General features: G+C 39.7%; 12 protein-coding genes. 9 read left to right on the plus strand and 3 right to left on the minus strand.

The features are described from left to right. Positions 1–18 precede the first annotated feature (18 nt). The gene (locus ABT310_RS04235; protein WP_375325500.1) at positions 19–2,205 is read right to left on the minus strand and encodes a carboxy terminal-processing peptidase; all 2,187 of its coding nucleotides are present in this window, start codon (positions 2,203–2,205) and stop codon (positions 19–21) included. Positions 2,206–2,403: 198 nt separating this feature from the next. Here ABT310_RS04235 and surE point away from each other — a divergent pair, with 198 nt between their 5' ends. The 5 genes from surE to ABT310_RS04260 are packed head-to-tail and all read left to right on the plus strand — an operon-like array spanning position 2,404 to position 7,214. Then, a complete protein-coding gene (surE, locus tag ABT310_RS04240; protein ID WP_375325501.1) occupies positions 2,404–3,180 on the plus strand; it encodes a 5'/3'-nucleotidase SurE in 777 nt (258 codons plus the stop codon). Then, positions 3,173–3,460, plus strand: a complete 288-nt coding sequence (locus ABT310_RS04245; protein WP_375325502.1) for a hypothetical protein — start codon at positions 3,173–3,175, stop codon at positions 3,458–3,460. Before surE ends, ABT310_RS04245 begins: the two co-directional genes overlap by 8 nt. Before the next feature lie 48 nt (positions 3,461–3,508). Beyond that, a complete protein-coding gene (gene lpxB, locus ABT310_RS04250) occupies positions 3,509–4,621 on the plus strand; it encodes a lipid-A-disaccharide synthase (protein WP_375325503.1) in 1,113 nt (370 codons plus the stop codon). Positions 4,622–4,654: 33 nt separating this feature from the next. After that, positions 4,655–5,200 carry a C40 family peptidase gene (locus ABT310_RS04255; RefSeq protein WP_375325504.1) on the plus strand — a complete coding sequence of 182 codons (546 nt, stop codon included), beginning with the start codon at positions 4,655–4,657 and terminating at the stop codon, positions 5,198–5,200. Positions 5,201–5,219: 19 nt separating this feature from the next. Then, entirely contained in the window at positions 5,220–7,214 is a 1,995-nt protein-coding gene (locus tag ABT310_RS04260) for a ComEC/Rec2 family competence protein (protein WP_375325505.1), read from the plus strand. Here the strand turns inward: ABT310_RS04260 and ABT310_RS04265 are convergent. Both ABT310_RS04265 and ABT310_RS04270 read right to left on the minus strand, forming a co-directional pair. Further along, positions 7,211–8,743, minus strand: a complete 1,533-nt coding sequence (locus tag ABT310_RS04265) for a peptide MFS transporter (RefSeq protein WP_375325506.1) — start codon at positions 8,741–8,743, stop codon at positions 7,211–7,213. The genes ABT310_RS04260 and ABT310_RS04265 overlap by 4 nt on opposite strands. 18 nt (positions 8,744–8,761) lie before the next feature. After that, the gene (locus tag ABT310_RS04270; protein ID WP_375325507.1) at positions 8,762–10,921 is read right to left on the minus strand and encodes a S9 family peptidase; all 2,160 of its coding nucleotides are present in this window, start codon (positions 10,919–10,921) and stop codon (positions 8,762–8,764) included. 178 nt (positions 10,922–11,099) lie between these two features. Between ABT310_RS04270 and ABT310_RS04275 the strand changes: the two genes are divergently transcribed. The 4 genes from ABT310_RS04275 to ABT310_RS04290 all read left to right on the plus strand — a co-directional run bounded on the left by ABT310_RS04275 (position 11,100) and on the right by ABT310_RS04290 (position 17,428). Next, positions 11,100–12,416 carry a hydroxymethylglutaryl-CoA reductase, degradative gene (locus tag ABT310_RS04275; protein ID WP_375325508.1) on the plus strand — a complete coding sequence of 439 codons (1,317 nt, stop codon included), beginning with the start codon at positions 11,100–11,102 and terminating at the stop codon, positions 12,414–12,416. Then, on the plus strand, positions 12,416–13,324 hold the full coding sequence (locus tag ABT310_RS04280) for a GYDIA family GHMP kinase (protein WP_375325509.1): 909 nt from the start codon (positions 12,416–12,418) through the stop codon (positions 13,322–13,324). Before ABT310_RS04275 ends, ABT310_RS04280 begins: the two co-directional genes overlap by 1 nt. A 130-nt stretch (positions 13,325–13,454) precedes the next feature. Next, a complete protein-coding gene (locus ABT310_RS04285; protein ID WP_375325510.1) occupies positions 13,455–14,105 on the plus strand; it encodes a helix-turn-helix domain-containing protein in 651 nt (216 codons plus the stop codon). Positions 14,106–14,374: 269 nt separating this feature from the next. After that, positions 14,375–17,428 (plus strand): SusC/RagA family TonB-linked outer membrane protein, encoded by a 3,054-nt coding sequence (locus ABT310_RS04290; RefSeq protein WP_375325511.1) that lies wholly within the window; start codon positions 14,375–14,377, stop codon positions 17,426–17,428. Positions 17,429–17,433 lie beyond the last annotated feature (5 nt).

Here is a 17,433-nt window from a genome sequence, read left to right on the forward strand (position 1 = left end):
TTTATTAATATATCTTGATTAACCTTTTACACTGGCCAATTTTCCTTCTTGGTTCTTAATATTGCTCATGTGAAGGTCTTTAAGCACGTTTACTGCTTCCTCTACATAAATATCGCGAGCAAGTTCTTTGTGCCATCTGTCTCTTCGCTCTCTTAAAACAGAATCTTGCGTAAACAATTCAGTTTCATAATTCAAGGAACCAAAAGATAATTTGGAATCGTAATCCCTTAAGCTCTTAAACTTCTCGGAACGCTTTTTAGCTTCTTCTTGTTTGCCTACATAGTCGTCATAATTTAAAGAGATAACATTGTCATCCTGTTGCTCTTTTAACCACTTGGCGCTTTCCTCTATCAATTCAATCTGAGGATTATTGGCCAAACGCTTTTTACTATTGCTCACGGCAGTTTCAAAATCGATATAACCATCCCAAACTTTATAATCTGCAGGGGTAATTTTATCCCATCCCAATGGATTTTGCTGATCTCTTTCCCCTAAATCAATGTAGCTGTAACGATCTGGAACCACAATATCACTCTTTACACCTTCCAATTGGGTAGAACCACCATTAATTCTGTAGAACTTCTGTGTTGTCAATTTAATGGCACCCAAATCTCCATGCTCGTTTCCACGAACAATGTTGTCCAATGGAATTACATTTTGAACGGTTCCTTTACCAAAAGTTTGTTTGCTTCCGATAATCACAGCTCTCTTGTAATCTTGCATCGCGGCAGCCAAAATCTCTGAGGCCGATGCGGAAAGTTCGTTTACTAAAATCACCAAAGGACCATCCCACTGAATGCGCTCATCTTTATCTTCATGAACTTCTTTGCGCTGTCCGGAAGAACGCACCTGTACAATGGGGCCATCCTTAATGAACAATCCGGCCATTTCGACCACTGTTTTCAAAGAACCTCCACCGTTATCGCGCAAATCCAAAATTAGACCTTCAGCTCCCGCCTCTTTTAAGCGCTCAATTTCTTTGGCCACATCGGTAGCGGCATTTCTTTCTGTATAATCGTCAAAATCGATATAGAACTTCGGAAGATTGATCAATCCGTAAAAATCTTCACCGGCATCAATTGTGGCAGATTTGGCATAGGATTCTTCCAATTCTACGACATCCCTTGTTATGGATATGGTTTCAATGGTACCGTCAACCTTACGAACCGTTAAATCAACCACTGTACCTTTAGGGCCTTTGATCAATTTAATGGCATCATCAAGTCGCATTCCCACGATATCGATAGGTTCTTCTCCTTCTTGACCTACTTTTAAGATTTCGTCACCTACTTCTAAGTTTTGATCTCTCCAAACAGGTCCTCCAGAAATAATTTCAACGATTTTAGCTCCTTCTGGTTTTTTCTGAAGTCGAGCACCAATACCTTCGAACTTCCCTGACATACCAATGTCAAACTTCTCCTTTTCTTCGGGAGCAAAATAGAAGGTGTGTGGATCAAACTCTTCCACAATGGTATTCAAATACTGTACAAACCAGTCTTTACGTTCCAAATCCCCGACAAAATCAAAAAATTCGTCCAAAGTGGCTTTTGTGTTCTCTCTTGCCTCTTCTTCGGTCAAAGCTTTATCTATAGTGGTTGGAATTTCGTTAAATACTGGAATGGAAACATCGGCCGATGCTTGGTCATCTCCGCCTGATAGCGAAATGGCATCACGCCACTTATTTTCAATTTTGGTTTGAAAACCAGCCAAAGTGTTATACTTCAACTGTTTTCTCCAACGTTCCTTCAATTCTTTTTTACTGGCAGCAAAATCTTGATCGGAATAATCAATTTCAATATTCTCTTTAACGGTGTAATCGAAAGGTTCGGAAAGGACTTCTTTATAGATTTCCTTGGCCTCTTCCATTCGGACCATCAAACGGTCATAAACCACGTTGAAAAATGTGATATCCGTATTTCGAATCTCATCATCCAACATGAATCTATACTTTTCAAAATCTTTTACATCACTCTCAAGGAAATAACGCTTGGTAGGATCAATAACATCAATAAAATCGTCAAAGACATTGGAACTGAAAGAATCATCCAAATCTTTTGGCTCATAGTGTCCTCTTTCCAATACATAAGTGATCAAATCGAGTAGGAGTTTATCCTTATCATCGTTCTCAAAAGACTTATTGGTAAAACTGCACGAGGCTACCGCCACAAGGATAACCAAAAGTGCCAAAACAAAGTTCTTTTTCATAATCTGATTTTTCTGGAGCGAAATAATCTGACCTCATACAGTCAATTCTTCATTACTTCTTCCATCGTTTTTACTTGTATGAATCCCTAATATACTGAAAAAACCGTGCCAGTTAAGAATGTGCGATTTAATTTTTTGTTAAACGCCAAGAGGGCCATCCTGATGAAAAACGTATTTTTATGCCTTAAATTATCCTGAATGGAAAAACCACTCATACTTGTCACCAACGATGATGGGATTACGGCTCCTGGTTTGCGTGCCTTGATTCGTACCATGAACGAGATTGGCGATGTGGTGGTCGTGGCTCCCGATAGCCCGCAAAGTGGCATGGGGCATGCGATTACAGTGGATAGCACCCTGTTTTCCAAAAAAGTGGTCGTAGATCATAAAGAAGGGGCTCCCAAAGAATATAGTTGCAGTGGCACTCCTGCCGATTGCGTGAAATTGGCATTGCGTGAAATTTTGGACCGAAAACCTGACATTTGTGTAAGCGGAATCAATCACGGTTCAAATTCATCCATAAATGTAATCTATTCGGGAACCATGAGTGCTGCCATTGAGGCAGGTATCGAAGGAATTCCCGCCATTGGTTTCTCACTTTGTGACTATTCTTGGAACGCCAATTTTGAACCTAGTTTAAAATCCGTAAAGAAAATTGTAGTTGAGGCATTGACGAATGGAATTCCTAAAGGAACCGTGCTCAATGTGAATATTCCAAAATCTGAAAACGAGCCTAAGGGCATAAAAGTTTGCAGACAAGCTCGTGGAAATTGGAAAGAGGAGTTTGATAAACGCACCAGTCCGTCAGGAAAAGATTATTATTGGCTAACGGGTAAATTTGAATTGTTGGACAAAGGAGAAGATACCGACGAATGGGCATTGTCCCAAGGTTATATTTCGGTAGTTCCAACACAGTTCGACCTAACGGCACACCACGCCATACCACAAATAAACAACTGGAACTTGAATGAATAACAGAAAAGAATTGATTATCGGTTTTATCGTAGGACTTATTGCCAACACCTTTGGAACACTCCTCTATATCATGCTTTTTTCGGATTTGGGGATTGTAGAAACCTTCAATGCAGCCGTTCAGCAAGGACATATTGGAAGTATTTTGGCATTAGGCGCCATTTTAAACCTCATTGCATTTTTTGGATTCCTACGTTTAAAAAGAGACCAAAGAGCCAAAGGGGTCATGCTTGCCACCTTGGTAACTGCTTTGGTAATTTTGTTGTATAAAGTTTTATTCTGATTCCTTTTTTGAACTTGTTTTAAACTTAGACTTGAACTTGAGTTTTTCATGAAATACTACATCATTGCCGGCGAAGCTTCTGGGGACCTACACGGGTCCAACCTCATCAAGGCCCTCAAAAAAGAGGATACTACAGCCGAAATTCGCTGTTGGGGTGGTGATTTAATGGAGCAAGCAGGGGGTGAATTGGCAAAGCACTATAAGGACATGGCCTTTATGGGATTTTTGGAGGTCATCATGAATATCCCCACCATATTCAAGAATATTTCGTTTTGTAAGGAAGATATTCAGAAGTTCAACCCCGATGTGGTAATTTTCATTGATTTCTCTGGATTCAACTTGCGCATTGCCAAATGGGCCAAGGAAAATGGATTTAAAACCAATTATTACATCTCTCCCCAAATTTGGGCTTCAAGGGAAGGAAGAATCAAAAAAATAAAAAGGGATATCGACCATATGTATGTGATCCTGCCCTTTGAAAAAGATTTTTATGAGAAAAAGCACAATTATCCTGTGCAGTTTGTAGGTCATCCTTTGATTGATGCTATTGAAAACACACCACTTCAGGATAATGAAACCTTTAGAAGTGAAAATGGATTAGACCCAGAAAAACCCATCATTGCCTTACTCCCTGGAAGTAGAAAACAGGAAGTGCAAAAAATGTTGGAAGTAATGCTTTCGGTAAAAAAGGATTTTCCCGATTACCAATTTGTGATTGCGGGTGCACCCAGTCTCCCAGATGAGTTTTATACGCCCTTTTTAAAAGGTGATAAAGTAGAGTATGTTTCCAACAAAACCTACACCCTTTTAAAGCATTCCCATGCAGCATTGGTGACCAGTGGAACCGCAACTTTGGAAACCGCCCTTTTTGGCATTCCTCAAGTGGTGTGCTATAAAGGCAACTGGATTTCCTATCAAATTGCCAAAAGAATCATTACCCTAAATTATATTTCGCTGGTGAATTTGATCATGGACAGAGAAGTTGTTAAGGAGTTGATTCAAAATGAATTGACTTCAAAAAATCTTAAGTCCGAACTCATAAAAATCGTTGCTGGCGCTGAACGGGAACGCATACTATCCGACTATAAATTGCTAAAAGAAAAATTGGGTGGAAAAGGTGCCAGTCAATTGGCGGCCCAATTAATTGTAGAAAATGTGTAGTTTTAGCTTCCAAGAAAGTAAATCTATTCTTGGATGTTACGAAAAACCATAATCTTACTGTTGTTTTTGGCCATTACCGCCTGCGGGCCCGGCAAAAAACGACGCACCTACAGCAAGACCCGAACTGTTACGGTTGAGGGGTCGACAGAAGACACTTCCCCCGAAAAAAAATCCAAAAAGGAGGGGCGCACCAACGAAACGGCCGAAGCCGTTATCTCATCTGCCATGTCGTATTCAGGCACCCGATACAAATACGGAGGCACCACCAAAAAAGGAATGGACTGTTCCGGATTGGTCTATGTTTCCTTAAAGGAAAACGACATTATGTTTCCACGCACATCGTACCAAATGGCCATGGAAGGTCAGAATATAAAGGTTCGAGAAGTGCAAAAAGGAGATCTCCTCTACTTTAAAACCTCAAAAAGTGGAAAACGCATCAACCATGTGGGACTTGTGGTAGATGTAAACGGAGACGACATCAAATTTATTCATGCCACAACCTCAAGAGGCGTTTTAGTATCTTCTTTGCGGGAGGGATATTGGAACAGTGCCTTTGTAAAAGCGATGCGTATCCTCTAGGGTGCAACAGCTCAATTTTGTGTCCATTAAGCTTACCCTATGGCTTATGTTGGGCATTGTTTTCGGATTTTATGTTGAGATAGCTCCGCTGCTATCTCTTGTTCTTATCGTTGTTTTACTTCCCATTTTATATGTGGTGGGCAAAAAACAACCCAGGGAGGGAATTCCCTATTTTGAAATAGCAACGGCTCTCCTAGTAATGTCTTTGGGTACTTTTTCAGTGGGATTGACAACCTACAAAACCTACCCGAAATTTGATATTGAAGAAGAACACACTTGGAAATTGAACGTTAGAGAGGTTTTAAAACCCAATGACTTTTCGCACCAATATGTTGTTGATGTTTTAGCCGTTGACAATGAAAAAGCTTTTGGCAATTTGGTGTTGAATCTATCCAAAGACCCTACTTCGGTTAGCTTACGTGTAGACGATGAACTTTATGTGATGGACCAGGCGGAAGCAATTCGACCGCCCTTGAATCCACACCAATTTGATTACCAAACTTACCTACAAAAACAGGGAATCCTACATCAAATTAAATCGGATGATAAATCAATTTTATTTGCTGAGTGCGCGACCAAAACTTTGGTGGGTCGAGCTTTCAATTTTCGAGAGCATATTATTTCAAAACTCAAAGCTTATGATTTTGGCACGGAAGAACTCGGCGTAGTTGAAGCCCTTTTGCTAGGAAAACGAGATGATATTTCGGAAAGCACCTATAACAATTACGTCAATGCGGGTGCAGTGCATATGTTGGCCGTTTCAGGACTTCATGTGGGGATTTTGCTGTTAATCTTACAATTTATCTGCTCTCCCTTAGAACGTTTGCCCAAAGGCAAGACATTAAAAACGTTATTGGTGATATTTCTACTATGGAGCTATGCTTTTATTGCAGGCTTGTCCCCATCCATTGTTCGAGCGGTGACCATGTTCAGTTTTTTGGCCTATGCCATGCATCTAAACCGTCCTACCAACTCATTCAACATTATAGCCCTTTCTATTTTATTTATTTTATTGGTGAAGCCTTTGTTTTTGTTTCAAGTAGGTTTCCAGATGAGCTATGCTGCAGTAATTGCCATTGTTTGGATCTATCCCAAACTGCAACGGTTTTGGTTCCCTGATAATTTTTTGGTTCGGAAAGTATGGCAATTGCTATCGGTAAGTGCTTCGGCGCAATTGGGTGTTTTACCCATCAGTTTATTTTATTTTCATCAGTTTCCTGCCCTCTTTTTTGTCTCAAATTTATTGGTAATCCCTTTTTTGGGATTGATTTTAGGATTGGGCATTTTAGTTATCGTTTTGGCCACATTGAACCTGCTCCCCTCTTTTTTGGTGAGTTCATTCAACAGCATTATCTATGTTATGAATTCAGTAATTGGTTGGGTAGCAAAACAAGAGGGCTTTCTGATTAAAAATATTCCATTTGATAGTGTGCAATTATTATTGGGGTACTTTATTGCATTTGCCTTGGTGATTTTTCTATCAAAAACCTCTAAAAGAAAGCTTCTGGTTTTATTTGGCGGACTTGTTCTATTCCAGAGTTGGTTGATTTGGAAATCCTTTCAAGTCAGTTCAACCGAAAAACTTATCCTAACACATAGATCTAGAAATACCATTCTACTGCATCAAACTGGTCCTAATCTAGTTGTTTATGCGAATGACACTACAAATTTGGGTAGTATTGTGAACGATTTTTCTGTTGCAGAACGGATTCAACATATCAAATTAAAACCCTTACAAAACAGCTATAAATTAGGCATCAAAAAACTGTACGTTATGGACAGTCTAGGTTTGTTTCCTTTGGAAAAAGAATACGATTACGTTTTACTGACACAATCTCCAAAGGTAAACTTGGAACGTTTGCTAGCTTCCATTCAACCTAAAATGGTACTGGCAGATGGAAGCAATTACCCAAGCTATGTAAAACGCTGGGAACAAACTTGTGCGGAAAAAGCAATCCCTTTCCACCACACGGGCGAAAAGGGATTTTATGTTTTTGAGAATGGGACTGACTAGTGCACCTTTCCCATCAATTTTTTAATCAGCGGAGAGGCTAAAATCACAAGTATACCGGCCCCAAGTGCATATTTGGCTATCAACATAAATCCATCAGTGTAAACAGCTAGGGTTTCAAAACCACTCACATCGCTACTGGTACTCTCAATGGCCAATTGTTTTCCGATAAATCCAACCACTTGAAAAGCAAAAGCTGATGAAAGGAACCAAACGCCCATCATAAAGGCAACGATGCGCTTGGGAGATAGATCCGTAATTTTGGACAATCCAACTGGAGACATGAACAATTCTCCCACAGAAAGTAGGAAGTACATCAACAATAAATAGGTGAAAGGAACAAAACCATTCTCATTGGCACTTGCCCCACTAATGGCCAAGGCATAAAAACTGATTCCAGCAAACAACAGTCCCATTCCAAATTTGTATGGGGTTCTTGGGTTCAAATTCTTTTTGGACAACCATTGCCACATTAATGAAATTGGTATCGCCAAAATAATGATCCACATGGAATTTAAAGAGTTGGTCTGAGAAGCTGACATAATGCCCTCTAAATCTACATTTCGAGCAGCAAATAAAGTGATCACACTACCCGATAGTTCATGGAATCCCCAGAAAATCGTCATAAAAAAGGTAATCAAAACGGCCACGAACAATTTCTTGCGTTCTTCAACTGTGGCTTTGAACATGATGTAGCCCAAATATATCAATATGGAAATTCCGATGAGTTTAAATATGACGTTTACAATGTTTTGGTCCTCAAAGAAACTTCCCTCACCTCCCAATGCTTTATAGGATGACAAAAGAAAAGCAATTACTGGTACAGAAACAAAAGCCAAAATAGGCACTAAGGTACCTTGTTTGATTCCAGCTACTTTTTTATCGATATTTCCGTTTTCAGGTGGTAACCCCTTGTCTCCGAAAACACCCTTTTTAATGCCACTCCAAAAAACAATAAGTCCTGTCAACATTCCTATGCCGGCCAAACCAAAACCGTAGTGCCAGCCATATTTTGCGGCCAAAAACCCACATAATAAAGGTGCAACCCAACCACCGATATTTATTCCCATGTAGAAAATGGTAAATCCAGAGTCCTTTCTTGGGTCTCCCTCCTCATATAAGGAACCTACAAAAGTGGAAATGTTGGGCTTAAAGAATCCGTTTCCTGCAATGATCAATGACAGGGCCAGAAAGAAGGCCACATTGTTCTCAATGGCCAACACAAAATGCCCAAGTGCCATAAGAACCCCACCTAGAAAGATGGAGTTTCGCATGCCTAAAATACTATCCGAAATGCGCCCTCCGATTACTGTGGAGGCATAAACCAAAGAGCCATAGGAAGAATAAACCGCTGCGGTCGCGTAGTCTCGCTCCATTAAGGCTTCAAAAATAACATCAACCATGTAAAGCGTAAGCAAGGCACGCATTCCATAAAAACTGAAACGCTCCCATAACTCCGCAAAAAAGAGGTAGAACAATCCCTGAGGATGTCCGAACAATTGTTTTTCGCTAACTGGTTTAACTTCTGACATATCTTTTGTGGTATTGGTTTATAGGTTTTCTTTAATAAAGTTGGTCATCTTGGTGTATAGATGCAATCTTGTGTTACCGCCAGAAATCCCATGGTTTTTATCGGGATAAATGGCCCAATCAAATTGTTTGTTGGCCTGAACCAAAGCTTCGATCATGCGCATGGTGTTCTGCACATGTACATTGTCGTCTCCAGAGCCATGCACCAATAAATATTTTCCTTTCAACATTTCTGGGTAGTTGAATGGGGAGTTATCATCGTACCCCGTTGGATTTTCCTGCGGGGTCTGCATGTATCTTTCAGTGTACACCGTATCATAAAAACGCCATGAAGTCACAGGTGCAACCGCAATGGCCATTTCAAACACATCGTTTCCTTTTAAAATACAGTTGGTCGACATGAATCCACCATAACTCCACCCCCAAATTCCGGTTCTTTCTTCATCAATATAAGCAAGTTCGCTCAATTTTTTGGCAGCAGCAATTTGGTCCTCTACTTCATATTTACCCAACTCTTTTTGGGTGATTTTCTTGAAATCGCGTCCTTTTAATCCTGTCCCGCGTCCATCGACACAGGCTACAATACACCCTTGACTTGCCAACATTTGATGCCAATAATCGTTGGTGCCCATCCAGCGGTTGGCCACTTGTTGTGAACCTGGGCCACTATATTGAAACATGAACAGCGGATATTTTTTATTGGGGTCAAAATCGGCTGGCTTGATCATATACATGTTCAAATCGTAGCCATTGATGTTGATGGTCGAAAACTCTTTAGGAACAATGTCGTAACCCACCAATTTGTTCTCTAACGCAGAATTGTCCTTAATGGACTTCACCAATTTTCCATCGGATGCGGAATGCAAGGTAAATTCATAAGGTGTTTCGGAACTGGAAAAGGTATTGATGAAATAGGTGAAATCAGTACTGAACGCAGCTGAATTGGTTCCCTCTTTGGAAGTAAGTCTTTTCTTTTTCTTTCCTTTTGTTGAGATACTGTACACATCTCGGTTAATGGAACCATTTTCAACCGACTGATAAAAAATTCGGTCATGTTTTTTATCGTAACCATAATAGTGTGTCACTTCCCAAGAACCATCGGTAATTTGATTTCTCAATTTTCCATCCCTACCATATAAATATAAATGGTTAAAGCCGTTAGCTTCACTTGTCCAGATAAAACTGTCATCTGCCAAAAAGGTAAGGTCGTCATCCACATCCACATAGGCTGCATCGGTTTCTTCTAACAATAAAGAAGTGGAATTATCCTTGGCACTTACCGCGAACAATTTCAAATCGTCTTGATGACGGTTCAAAGTTTGCACGCTCAAATCATTGGGACTGTTCATCCATTTGATTCTTGGAATGTAATACGGACTTCCCAAATCAACATCGGAAACAGTACCAGAAGCCACGTCCAACATATGCAAAGTGACCAAAGAGTTGTTTTCCCCTGCTTTTGGGTATTTAAATTCATGTTGAAACGGATAAAGATTGGTGCCATAAACATCCATGGAAAAATGGGGCACATCGGTTTCATCAAAACGTAAAAAAGCAATTTTGGTTCCATCGCTGTTCCACTCAAAAGCACGAACAAATCCAAATTCCTCTTCGTACACCCAATCGGTAACACCATTTATAATGGTACCCTTGTTACCATCCTTGGTAAGTTGCTTGGTCGTTTTTGAGGAAAGGTCAAACAAATACAGGTTATTGTCCAACACATAAGCCAACTTGGAACCGTCAGGGGATAAGGTTGGCTCTTGAATCTTGTCCTCGGAAATCTTAATCAATTGCTTGGTGGCAATATCGTACACATAATATATACCCAACCTTGAACGACGAAAAATAGGCTCTACTTCTGTTGCCAACAACACTTTAGACTCATCACCACTAAAAGAATAGGAAGAAAAATAAGGGACTGTATTGGATGACGCTACAATGGTCTCGACCTTTTGCAGGGTTTTGTAATCGTATTTATCCAAACTGCTTGAATGGGAAGAACGGTCAAAATTCAAAATGGTATATTGGGTACCGTTGTTCATGGAACGGAGCACGTCCATATATTCTGTTCGGAATTCGCCACCCCATATCTCTTCAAGGGTTATTTTTTTCTTTTGGGCCGTTGAAAAATTCAAAAACCCTAATAAACACAGGCTTAGGAAAAGCTGTTTTCTCATGTAGTAAAAATTGGTTTTAAAATTCCCAAGTTTACTGATTTTTATCCGAAAAATAAATTTTGATGTTGCATTTACAACAAAAACCAAATTACTGAAGTCAACTGACGCCACACAAAAAAAGGAAGACTTTCAACCAAAATGCCAATATCCGTATATTTGAATCCTTTAACCCAACACTATGAATTCACCTGTTGAAGGTTTTTCCAAACTTTCCAAGACCGATAAAATCAATTGGATCGCACACAATTGCACCGATAATCCTGAGGCCACCGTTAAATTGTTGGAGCGGTATTGGAATACCGATACAGCGGTTCAAAAATTGCACGATGAGTTTATAGAAAATACCCTAACCAATTACTACCTGCCGTTTGCGATAGCCCCAAATTTTTTGATTGATGGCGAACTTTTTGCCATCCCAATGGCCATAGAAGAAAGTTCTGTGGTGGCTGCGGCTAGCAAATCGGCTAAATTTTGGCTGGAAAAAGGTGGGTTTAAAACAGAAATTCTAGGCACTGAAAAAGTTGGACAAGTCCACTTTATATTTAAAGGGGATACCGAAAAACTTAAAAGCTTCTTCGAAGCCATAAAACCAGAATTGCTCACAAGCGTTTCACCCATCACTAAAAACATGGAGAAACGTGGTGGGGGCATCAACAATTTAGAACTACGCGATTTTAGCCATAAAATTGACGGCTACTATCAATTGCACTGCACTTTTGAGACTTTGGATGCGATGGGCGCCAATTTCATCAACTCTTGTCTAGAACAATTCGCCGTCACCTTAAAGGAGCAGGCCAATTGGTACGATTCTTTTTCACCAGAAGAGAAGAATATTGAGGTGGTGATGAGCATTCTTTCCAATTATGTGCCCAATTGTTTGGTAAAAGCGGAAGTAAGTTGCCCTATTTCTGAGCTTGAAAATGCCGATATGCCTGCGGAAGAATTTGCCAAAAAATTTGTGCAAGCTGTTAATATTGCCAACGTGGAACCATATAGAGCGGTAACCCACAACAAAGGCATTATGAATGGAATCGATGCCGTAATCCTTGCTACAGGAAACGATTTTAGGGCCGTGGAAGCCGGAGTTCACGCCTACGCAGCGAAGGATGGGCAATATTCCAGCCTTACCCATGCGAGCATTGAAGGCGGTATCTTTAAATTTTGGATAGAAGTACCTTTAGCTTTGGGCACCGTGGGTGGATTGACCACTTTGCACCCCATGGTAAAATTGGGATTGGAAATCTTGCAACATCCTTCCGCTCAACAATTAATGAAAATCGTAGCAGTAGCCGGATTGGCCCAAAATTTCGCCGCTGTTCGAAGTTTAGTGACGACGGGGATTCAAAAGGGGCATATGAAAATGCACTTGCTGAACATGCTTAACCAAATGGGAGCTTCTGAAACTGAAAAAAAACAATTGGTAGAGCATTTTAAACACCATACAGTAACCAACGCTTCGGTACAAGAAGCCTTGAAAAAAATACAAACACAATAATGCAAAAGGAGTTTTACAGTAACGGAAAGTTATTACTATCTGGCGAGTATGCTATTTTGGATGGAGCCTTGGGCTTTGCCATCCCAACAAGCTATGGGCAATCCTTGCATGTAACTCCTACCAACACTGGACATTTGGAATGGACCAGTTTTGATGAAAAGAATGTGGCGTGGTTTTCTGCCAGTTTTAATCTGGATAACTTTAAAATAAAGTCAACCACAGATCAAAATATAGCCCATTCACTAATAACAATTTTATTGGAGGCCAATGCTCTAAACCCGCTTTTATTAACAGATAGCAAGGGTTTTAAAGTGGAAACACATTTAGATTTCCCTCGTTCTTGGGGCTTGGGCACCTCTTCTACCTTAATTAATAATGTGGCCCAATGGGCCCGGGTTGATGCTTATGAATTGCTTTGGAATGCCTTTGGTGGAAGCGGCTATGATATTGCATGCGCCCAGCACAACTCCCCTATCACTTATCAATTAAAAAATGGGGTTCCTTCAGTAAATGAAATTGAATTCAATCCCATTTTTAAAGACGCTTTGTTTTTTGTGCACCTCAATCAAAAACAAAGTAGCAAAGCGGCGATTGAGGCCTATCGCAACCTAAAAGTGGACAAAGAAAAATTGATTAAAACCATTTCTTCCATTTCCAAAAAAATGATTTTGGCCGATACTTTGGCCGGTTTTGAACGCTTGATGGAAGAACATGAAGCTTTGCTTTCGGACATACTACAAATAGCACCCATAAAACAACGGCTTTTCCCAGATTATTTTGGAGCTGTTAAAAGTCTTGGTGCTTGGGGAGGGGATTTTGTTCTGGCCACTGGCGATTATAAAGCTTTGGACTATTTTAAAGGTAAAGGGTACGATACCGTTATCCCCTATGCCAAACTAGAGCTTTAAATCTTATAATTATACCAATTCATTCCAAATTGGACCCTATCCATAAACTCAAACGGGGCATCCGTCAATTGAGAAGGGAGTAAACGCCTCGTTTTTTGCACTTTGATTCCAGAAAACTAAAAAAACTGCTATGTCATTTTGGAATCACCTACCCTTATTCGCTAAAAACAAAGGGCACAATATCACCAAAAACCTGCTCTTAATTTTTTTATTTTTATTCACCTATTCTTTTGCGGTCCTACTGTTCAGTTGGTATAAATCAGATGGGGCGATCAATACCATGTTGGTACTTTCCCATTCGGTTCCATTACTTGTATATGGGGCAATTATTTTTATTTTGATTCGATTCCCAAAAATCTTGGACGGTTCGGTCTATCCTTTGGAATCGCTTCGTATCAAGCAGAACAAATACGAAAAAACAGGTTTATCCGAATCTTTTTCCTTAGAGCTCAAAGACAAATTAGAAAACTTGATGCAAAACAAAAAGTTATACTTGGACCACGAAATCAGATTGAACCATATTGCAGATTTGCTCGATATATCAAGGCACCATGCTTCCCAAGTTATCAATGAAAACTTTGGTCTCAGCTTTTATGATTTCATCAATTCCTATAGAATTAATGATGCAAAAATCAAGCTTAGTAACGGCTTTGAAAACTCTTCTGAATCCATTTCTGATATTGCATACCAATGTGGTTTTAACAATAGGGTGTCTTTTTATAAAGCTTTTAAAAAAGTAACTGGAACAACACCTACTGAATTTATGATCAAGGCAGCTTAATCATATTATAATAGAGACCAAGCATTCCTTTATTGTTAATGTTAACCTTTATCGGGCTCCCTGTAAAGGTTCTTAAGCCCTTACAAACCCCGTTTATTCTTTCCCTTTTTTTGCTGAGCAACCTAAAAGGCGGGGGCTCTAAATCTTATTTCTTCCCGTTTATTTAGTTTTCATTGTTACGGAAGATTGATTATTTGAATTAGCCTACAAAGTCAAGATTTTTCCACCCGCCTTGGTCGGTTGCATAAACTAACTCTTAATTAATTTTTATGAAAGCGAAAAATTATTGGCTGTCGCTATTGCTATTGGTCTGTGTGTTCACGACGGCATTGGCGCAAGAAAAAAATGTAACAGGTACCGTTACCGACCAAGATGGCTTGCCCTTGCCAGGGGTTTCAATTCTGGTCGTCGGTACAAACAACGGAGCTCAGTCCGATTTTGATGGCAACTATAACATTACTGCCAGTGTAGGTCAAGTACTCCGGTTTAGTTACATCGGACAGAAAACGGTGGAAAGAACTATTGGGAATTCAACTACTCTCAATATTCAAATGGAAGCAGATACCCAAACCTTGGAAGAAGTTGTTGTTACAGGATATACATCACAAAGACGTTCCGATATTACAGGTTCTGTGGTAAAGGTTGACGCAGAAAAGTTAGGAGAAATAATTGCTCCATCTGTGGACCAAGCATTACAGGGTAATGTTTCTGGACTTACAGTTTCTGCCACGTCAGGAACTCCTGGATCAACTGCGAATATCAGAATTCGTGGTATTAGCTCCATTACAGCAGGAAATGAACCCTTATATGTAATAGACGGCGTCCCTGTCTCAAACGGTAATGTGGGAACAAGTGGGGCTTATTCTTCACTTTCTGCTCTTGCAGGTTTAGATCAAAACAATATTGAATCCATAACAGTACTAAAGGATGCTTCAGCTACTGCTCAATATGGTGCACGTGGCTCAAATGGAGTTATATTAATTACGACCAAAAGTGGTAAATCGGGTAAAACAACTTTTAGTATAAACAGTAGTTATGGGTTTCAAAATGATGCCATAACAGGACCCGTACCCCTTACTGCGGCTAATAGATTGGAACTGGCTGCTGAAGCATTTTATAATGATGGCTTCTATGCATCAAAAGATGATGCAATTGAGGATCTTCTGGCTAGTGACTTCGCAGAATGGGATGCAAATGGCCGACCAGAAGCTCGCTGGGATCAAGCCGTTGCCAATAAAGATGCAATTATTCAACAACACAGTTTTTCTGCTTCTGGTGGTGGTGTTGACAATACCTTTTTTGCTTCCCTTGGTTACATGCAACAGGAAGCAACTGTAATAGGCTCTGACTTTGAAAGGGTTTCTGGTTCATTAAATTTCACAAAAGATTTAACCGACAACATTACGTTTTCATCCAGTAATCAAGCTTCGCACATGGAACAAAATGCATTCTTGGAAACTAGTGCCTATTTCGAGAGTCCACGTACGGTAAAATATTTTATTTCTCCATTATCGCTCCCTTATAGCCCTGATGGGACTTATAATCTTTTTGGAGGTTCTTTACCAAACCCCCTTTATTTAACTGAAAATAATACAAGTAAAAATAGATTAACTCGTATTGTAACAAACAACTCGGTTACTTGGAATTTTGCTGAAGGGTTTACCTACGGTACAACATTTAATGTGGATTTTCAATTATACAATTTTAGAACTTATTCGAATCCAACCTATGGTTATGGAGCTGCAACGAGTGGTGATGCAAGTCAATATGATAGAACAAATGTTTTCTATGTTTTTCAAAATTTCGTGGACTATAATTTTGATGTTAACGATGACCATAGATTCAAATTCAAAGTCCTTCAAGAATATCAATCAAACCGTCGCTACTTCCTAGGGGGAGATGGACAAAATTTTGCAGATGAGGGGTTGCAAAACCTAGATAATCTTGGAACTCCAACAGGAATCAATTCATCCTTTAGCGATTGGTATGTTGGTGCTTATATGGGATTGCTCAATTATTCAGCATTTGACAGTCGATACGTTTTGGATCTATCCTTAAGAAGAGAAGGAAACTCTCGATTCAGCAAAGATAATCGTTGGGGTAACTTTTGGTCTGTTGGTGCTGCTTGGAACTTAAACAAAGAGGCCTTTTTAGCCGATTCCGAAATTGTGAATACACTTAAAATCAGAGCTTCCTATGGTGTCACGGGCAACGCTTTAATTGGACTTAACCAATATCAATCTTTATTTGGGTATGCTGCCGATTATGGAGGAGAAGGAGCACAATATGTTGATACTTTTGGAAATGATGACTTGACTTGGGAAACCTCTAACACCTTGGATTTGGGAATTGATTTTGGTTTATTGGACAATGTAATCAGCGGTAGTGTAGCATACTTTAACAGAGATTCAAAAGATCTTTTATTAGATGTTCCATTATCTGAAACCACAGGTTTTGCTAGCCAAGTACAAAATATCGGTGAACTTACCAACAAAGGTTTTGAAATTGACCTAAACTTCAACATTGTCAGTACAGATGATGTGAGTTTAAGTATAGGTGGAAATATCTCAACAGTCGAGAATGAGATAACTGCTTTACCAACCGACCCTAATGGTGAAGAAAGAACCATTACTACGGTTCGTACAAGAATTGAATCTGGTCATCCAGCATATGCCTGGTATATGCCAACTTGGGCGGGCGTTAACCCACAAACAGGTGTTGAAGAATACTACATTAATGGTGTTGATGGAGAAACTACGGAAAACTTTAATGAAGCCGAAGCTGTTTTTCAAGGTGGCAATGCTGTTCCGACAACCACTGCTGGACTTAATTTGAACTTTTCATTTAAAGGATTCTTTGTAAACACTACAGCTTACTACGCTGGTGGACATAAAATCTATGAAGGATGGCACAGATATTTGAATGAGGCAAATGCATATCCAATATTAGCGTTTAATGGATATACTTCATTATTAGATAGATGGCAACAACCAGGAGATATTGCCCGAAATGGAGCGTTCACCTCCTCTGCAACCCCTTGGCAAAGACATTCCAAATACTTATACGATGCAGATTTTATTCGATTGAGAGCATTGACAGTAGGTTACAACGTACCATCTAGAGCACTGGAACATATTGGGTTCTCTAAATTGAGTGTTTTTATTAGAGGCAACAACTTAATGACTTGGGTTAAGGATGAAAACCTATTGTTCGACCCTGAAGTAGATATTGATAGCCAAAATGGTACAGTAGACCCAGGAGAAACTGGTCTAGAAACCCCACCTACACGTTCAATTTCATTGGGTGTAAACATTAATTTCTAAGTAAA

The organism is Flagellimonas cixiensis, from assembly GCF_042134615.1.
GTDB classification, from domain to species: Bacteria; Bacteroidota; Bacteroidia; order Flavobacteriales; family Flavobacteriaceae; genus Flagellimonas; species Flagellimonas cixiensis.

Excerpts from the sequence above, each read along its gene's own strand:
- ABT310_RS04285 (WP_375325510.1), top strand. The coding sequence starts at position 13,455 with ATGTCATTTTGGAATCACCTACCCTTATTCGCTAAAAACAAAGGGCAC.
- ABT310_RS04255 (WP_375325504.1), top strand. The coding sequence starts at position 4,655 with ATGTTACGAAAAACCATAATCTTACTGTTGTTTTTGGCCATTACCGCC.
- ABT310_RS04290 (WP_375325511.1), top strand. The coding sequence starts at position 14,375 with ATGAAAGCGAAAAATTATTGGCTGTCGCTATTGCTATTGGTCTGTGTG.
- lpxB (WP_375325503.1), top strand. The coding sequence starts at position 3,509 with ATGAAATACTACATCATTGCCGGCGAAGCTTCTGGGGACCTACACGGG.
- ABT310_RS04265 (WP_375325506.1), bottom strand. The coding sequence starts at position 8,743 with ATGTCAGAAGTTAAACCAGTTAGCGAAAAACAATTGTTCGGACATCCT.
- ABT310_RS04245 (WP_375325502.1), top strand. The coding sequence starts at position 3,173 with ATGAATAACAGAAAAGAATTGATTATCGGTTTTATCGTAGGACTTATT.
- ABT310_RS04270 (WP_375325507.1), bottom strand. The coding sequence starts at position 10,921 with ATGAGAAAACAGCTTTTCCTAAGCCTGTGTTTATTAGGGTTTTTGAAT.
- ABT310_RS04280 (WP_375325509.1), top strand. The coding sequence starts at position 12,416 with ATGCAAAAGGAGTTTTACAGTAACGGAAAGTTATTACTATCTGGCGAG.
- ABT310_RS04275 (WP_375325508.1), top strand. The coding sequence starts at position 11,100 with ATGAATTCACCTGTTGAAGGTTTTTCCAAACTTTCCAAGACCGATAAA.
- ABT310_RS04235 (WP_375325500.1), bottom strand. The coding sequence starts at position 2,205 with ATGAAAAAGAACTTTGTTTTGGCACTTTTGGTTATCCTTGTGGCGGTA.
- surE (WP_375325501.1), top strand. The coding sequence starts at position 2,404 with ATGGAAAAACCACTCATACTTGTCACCAACGATGATGGGATTACGGCT.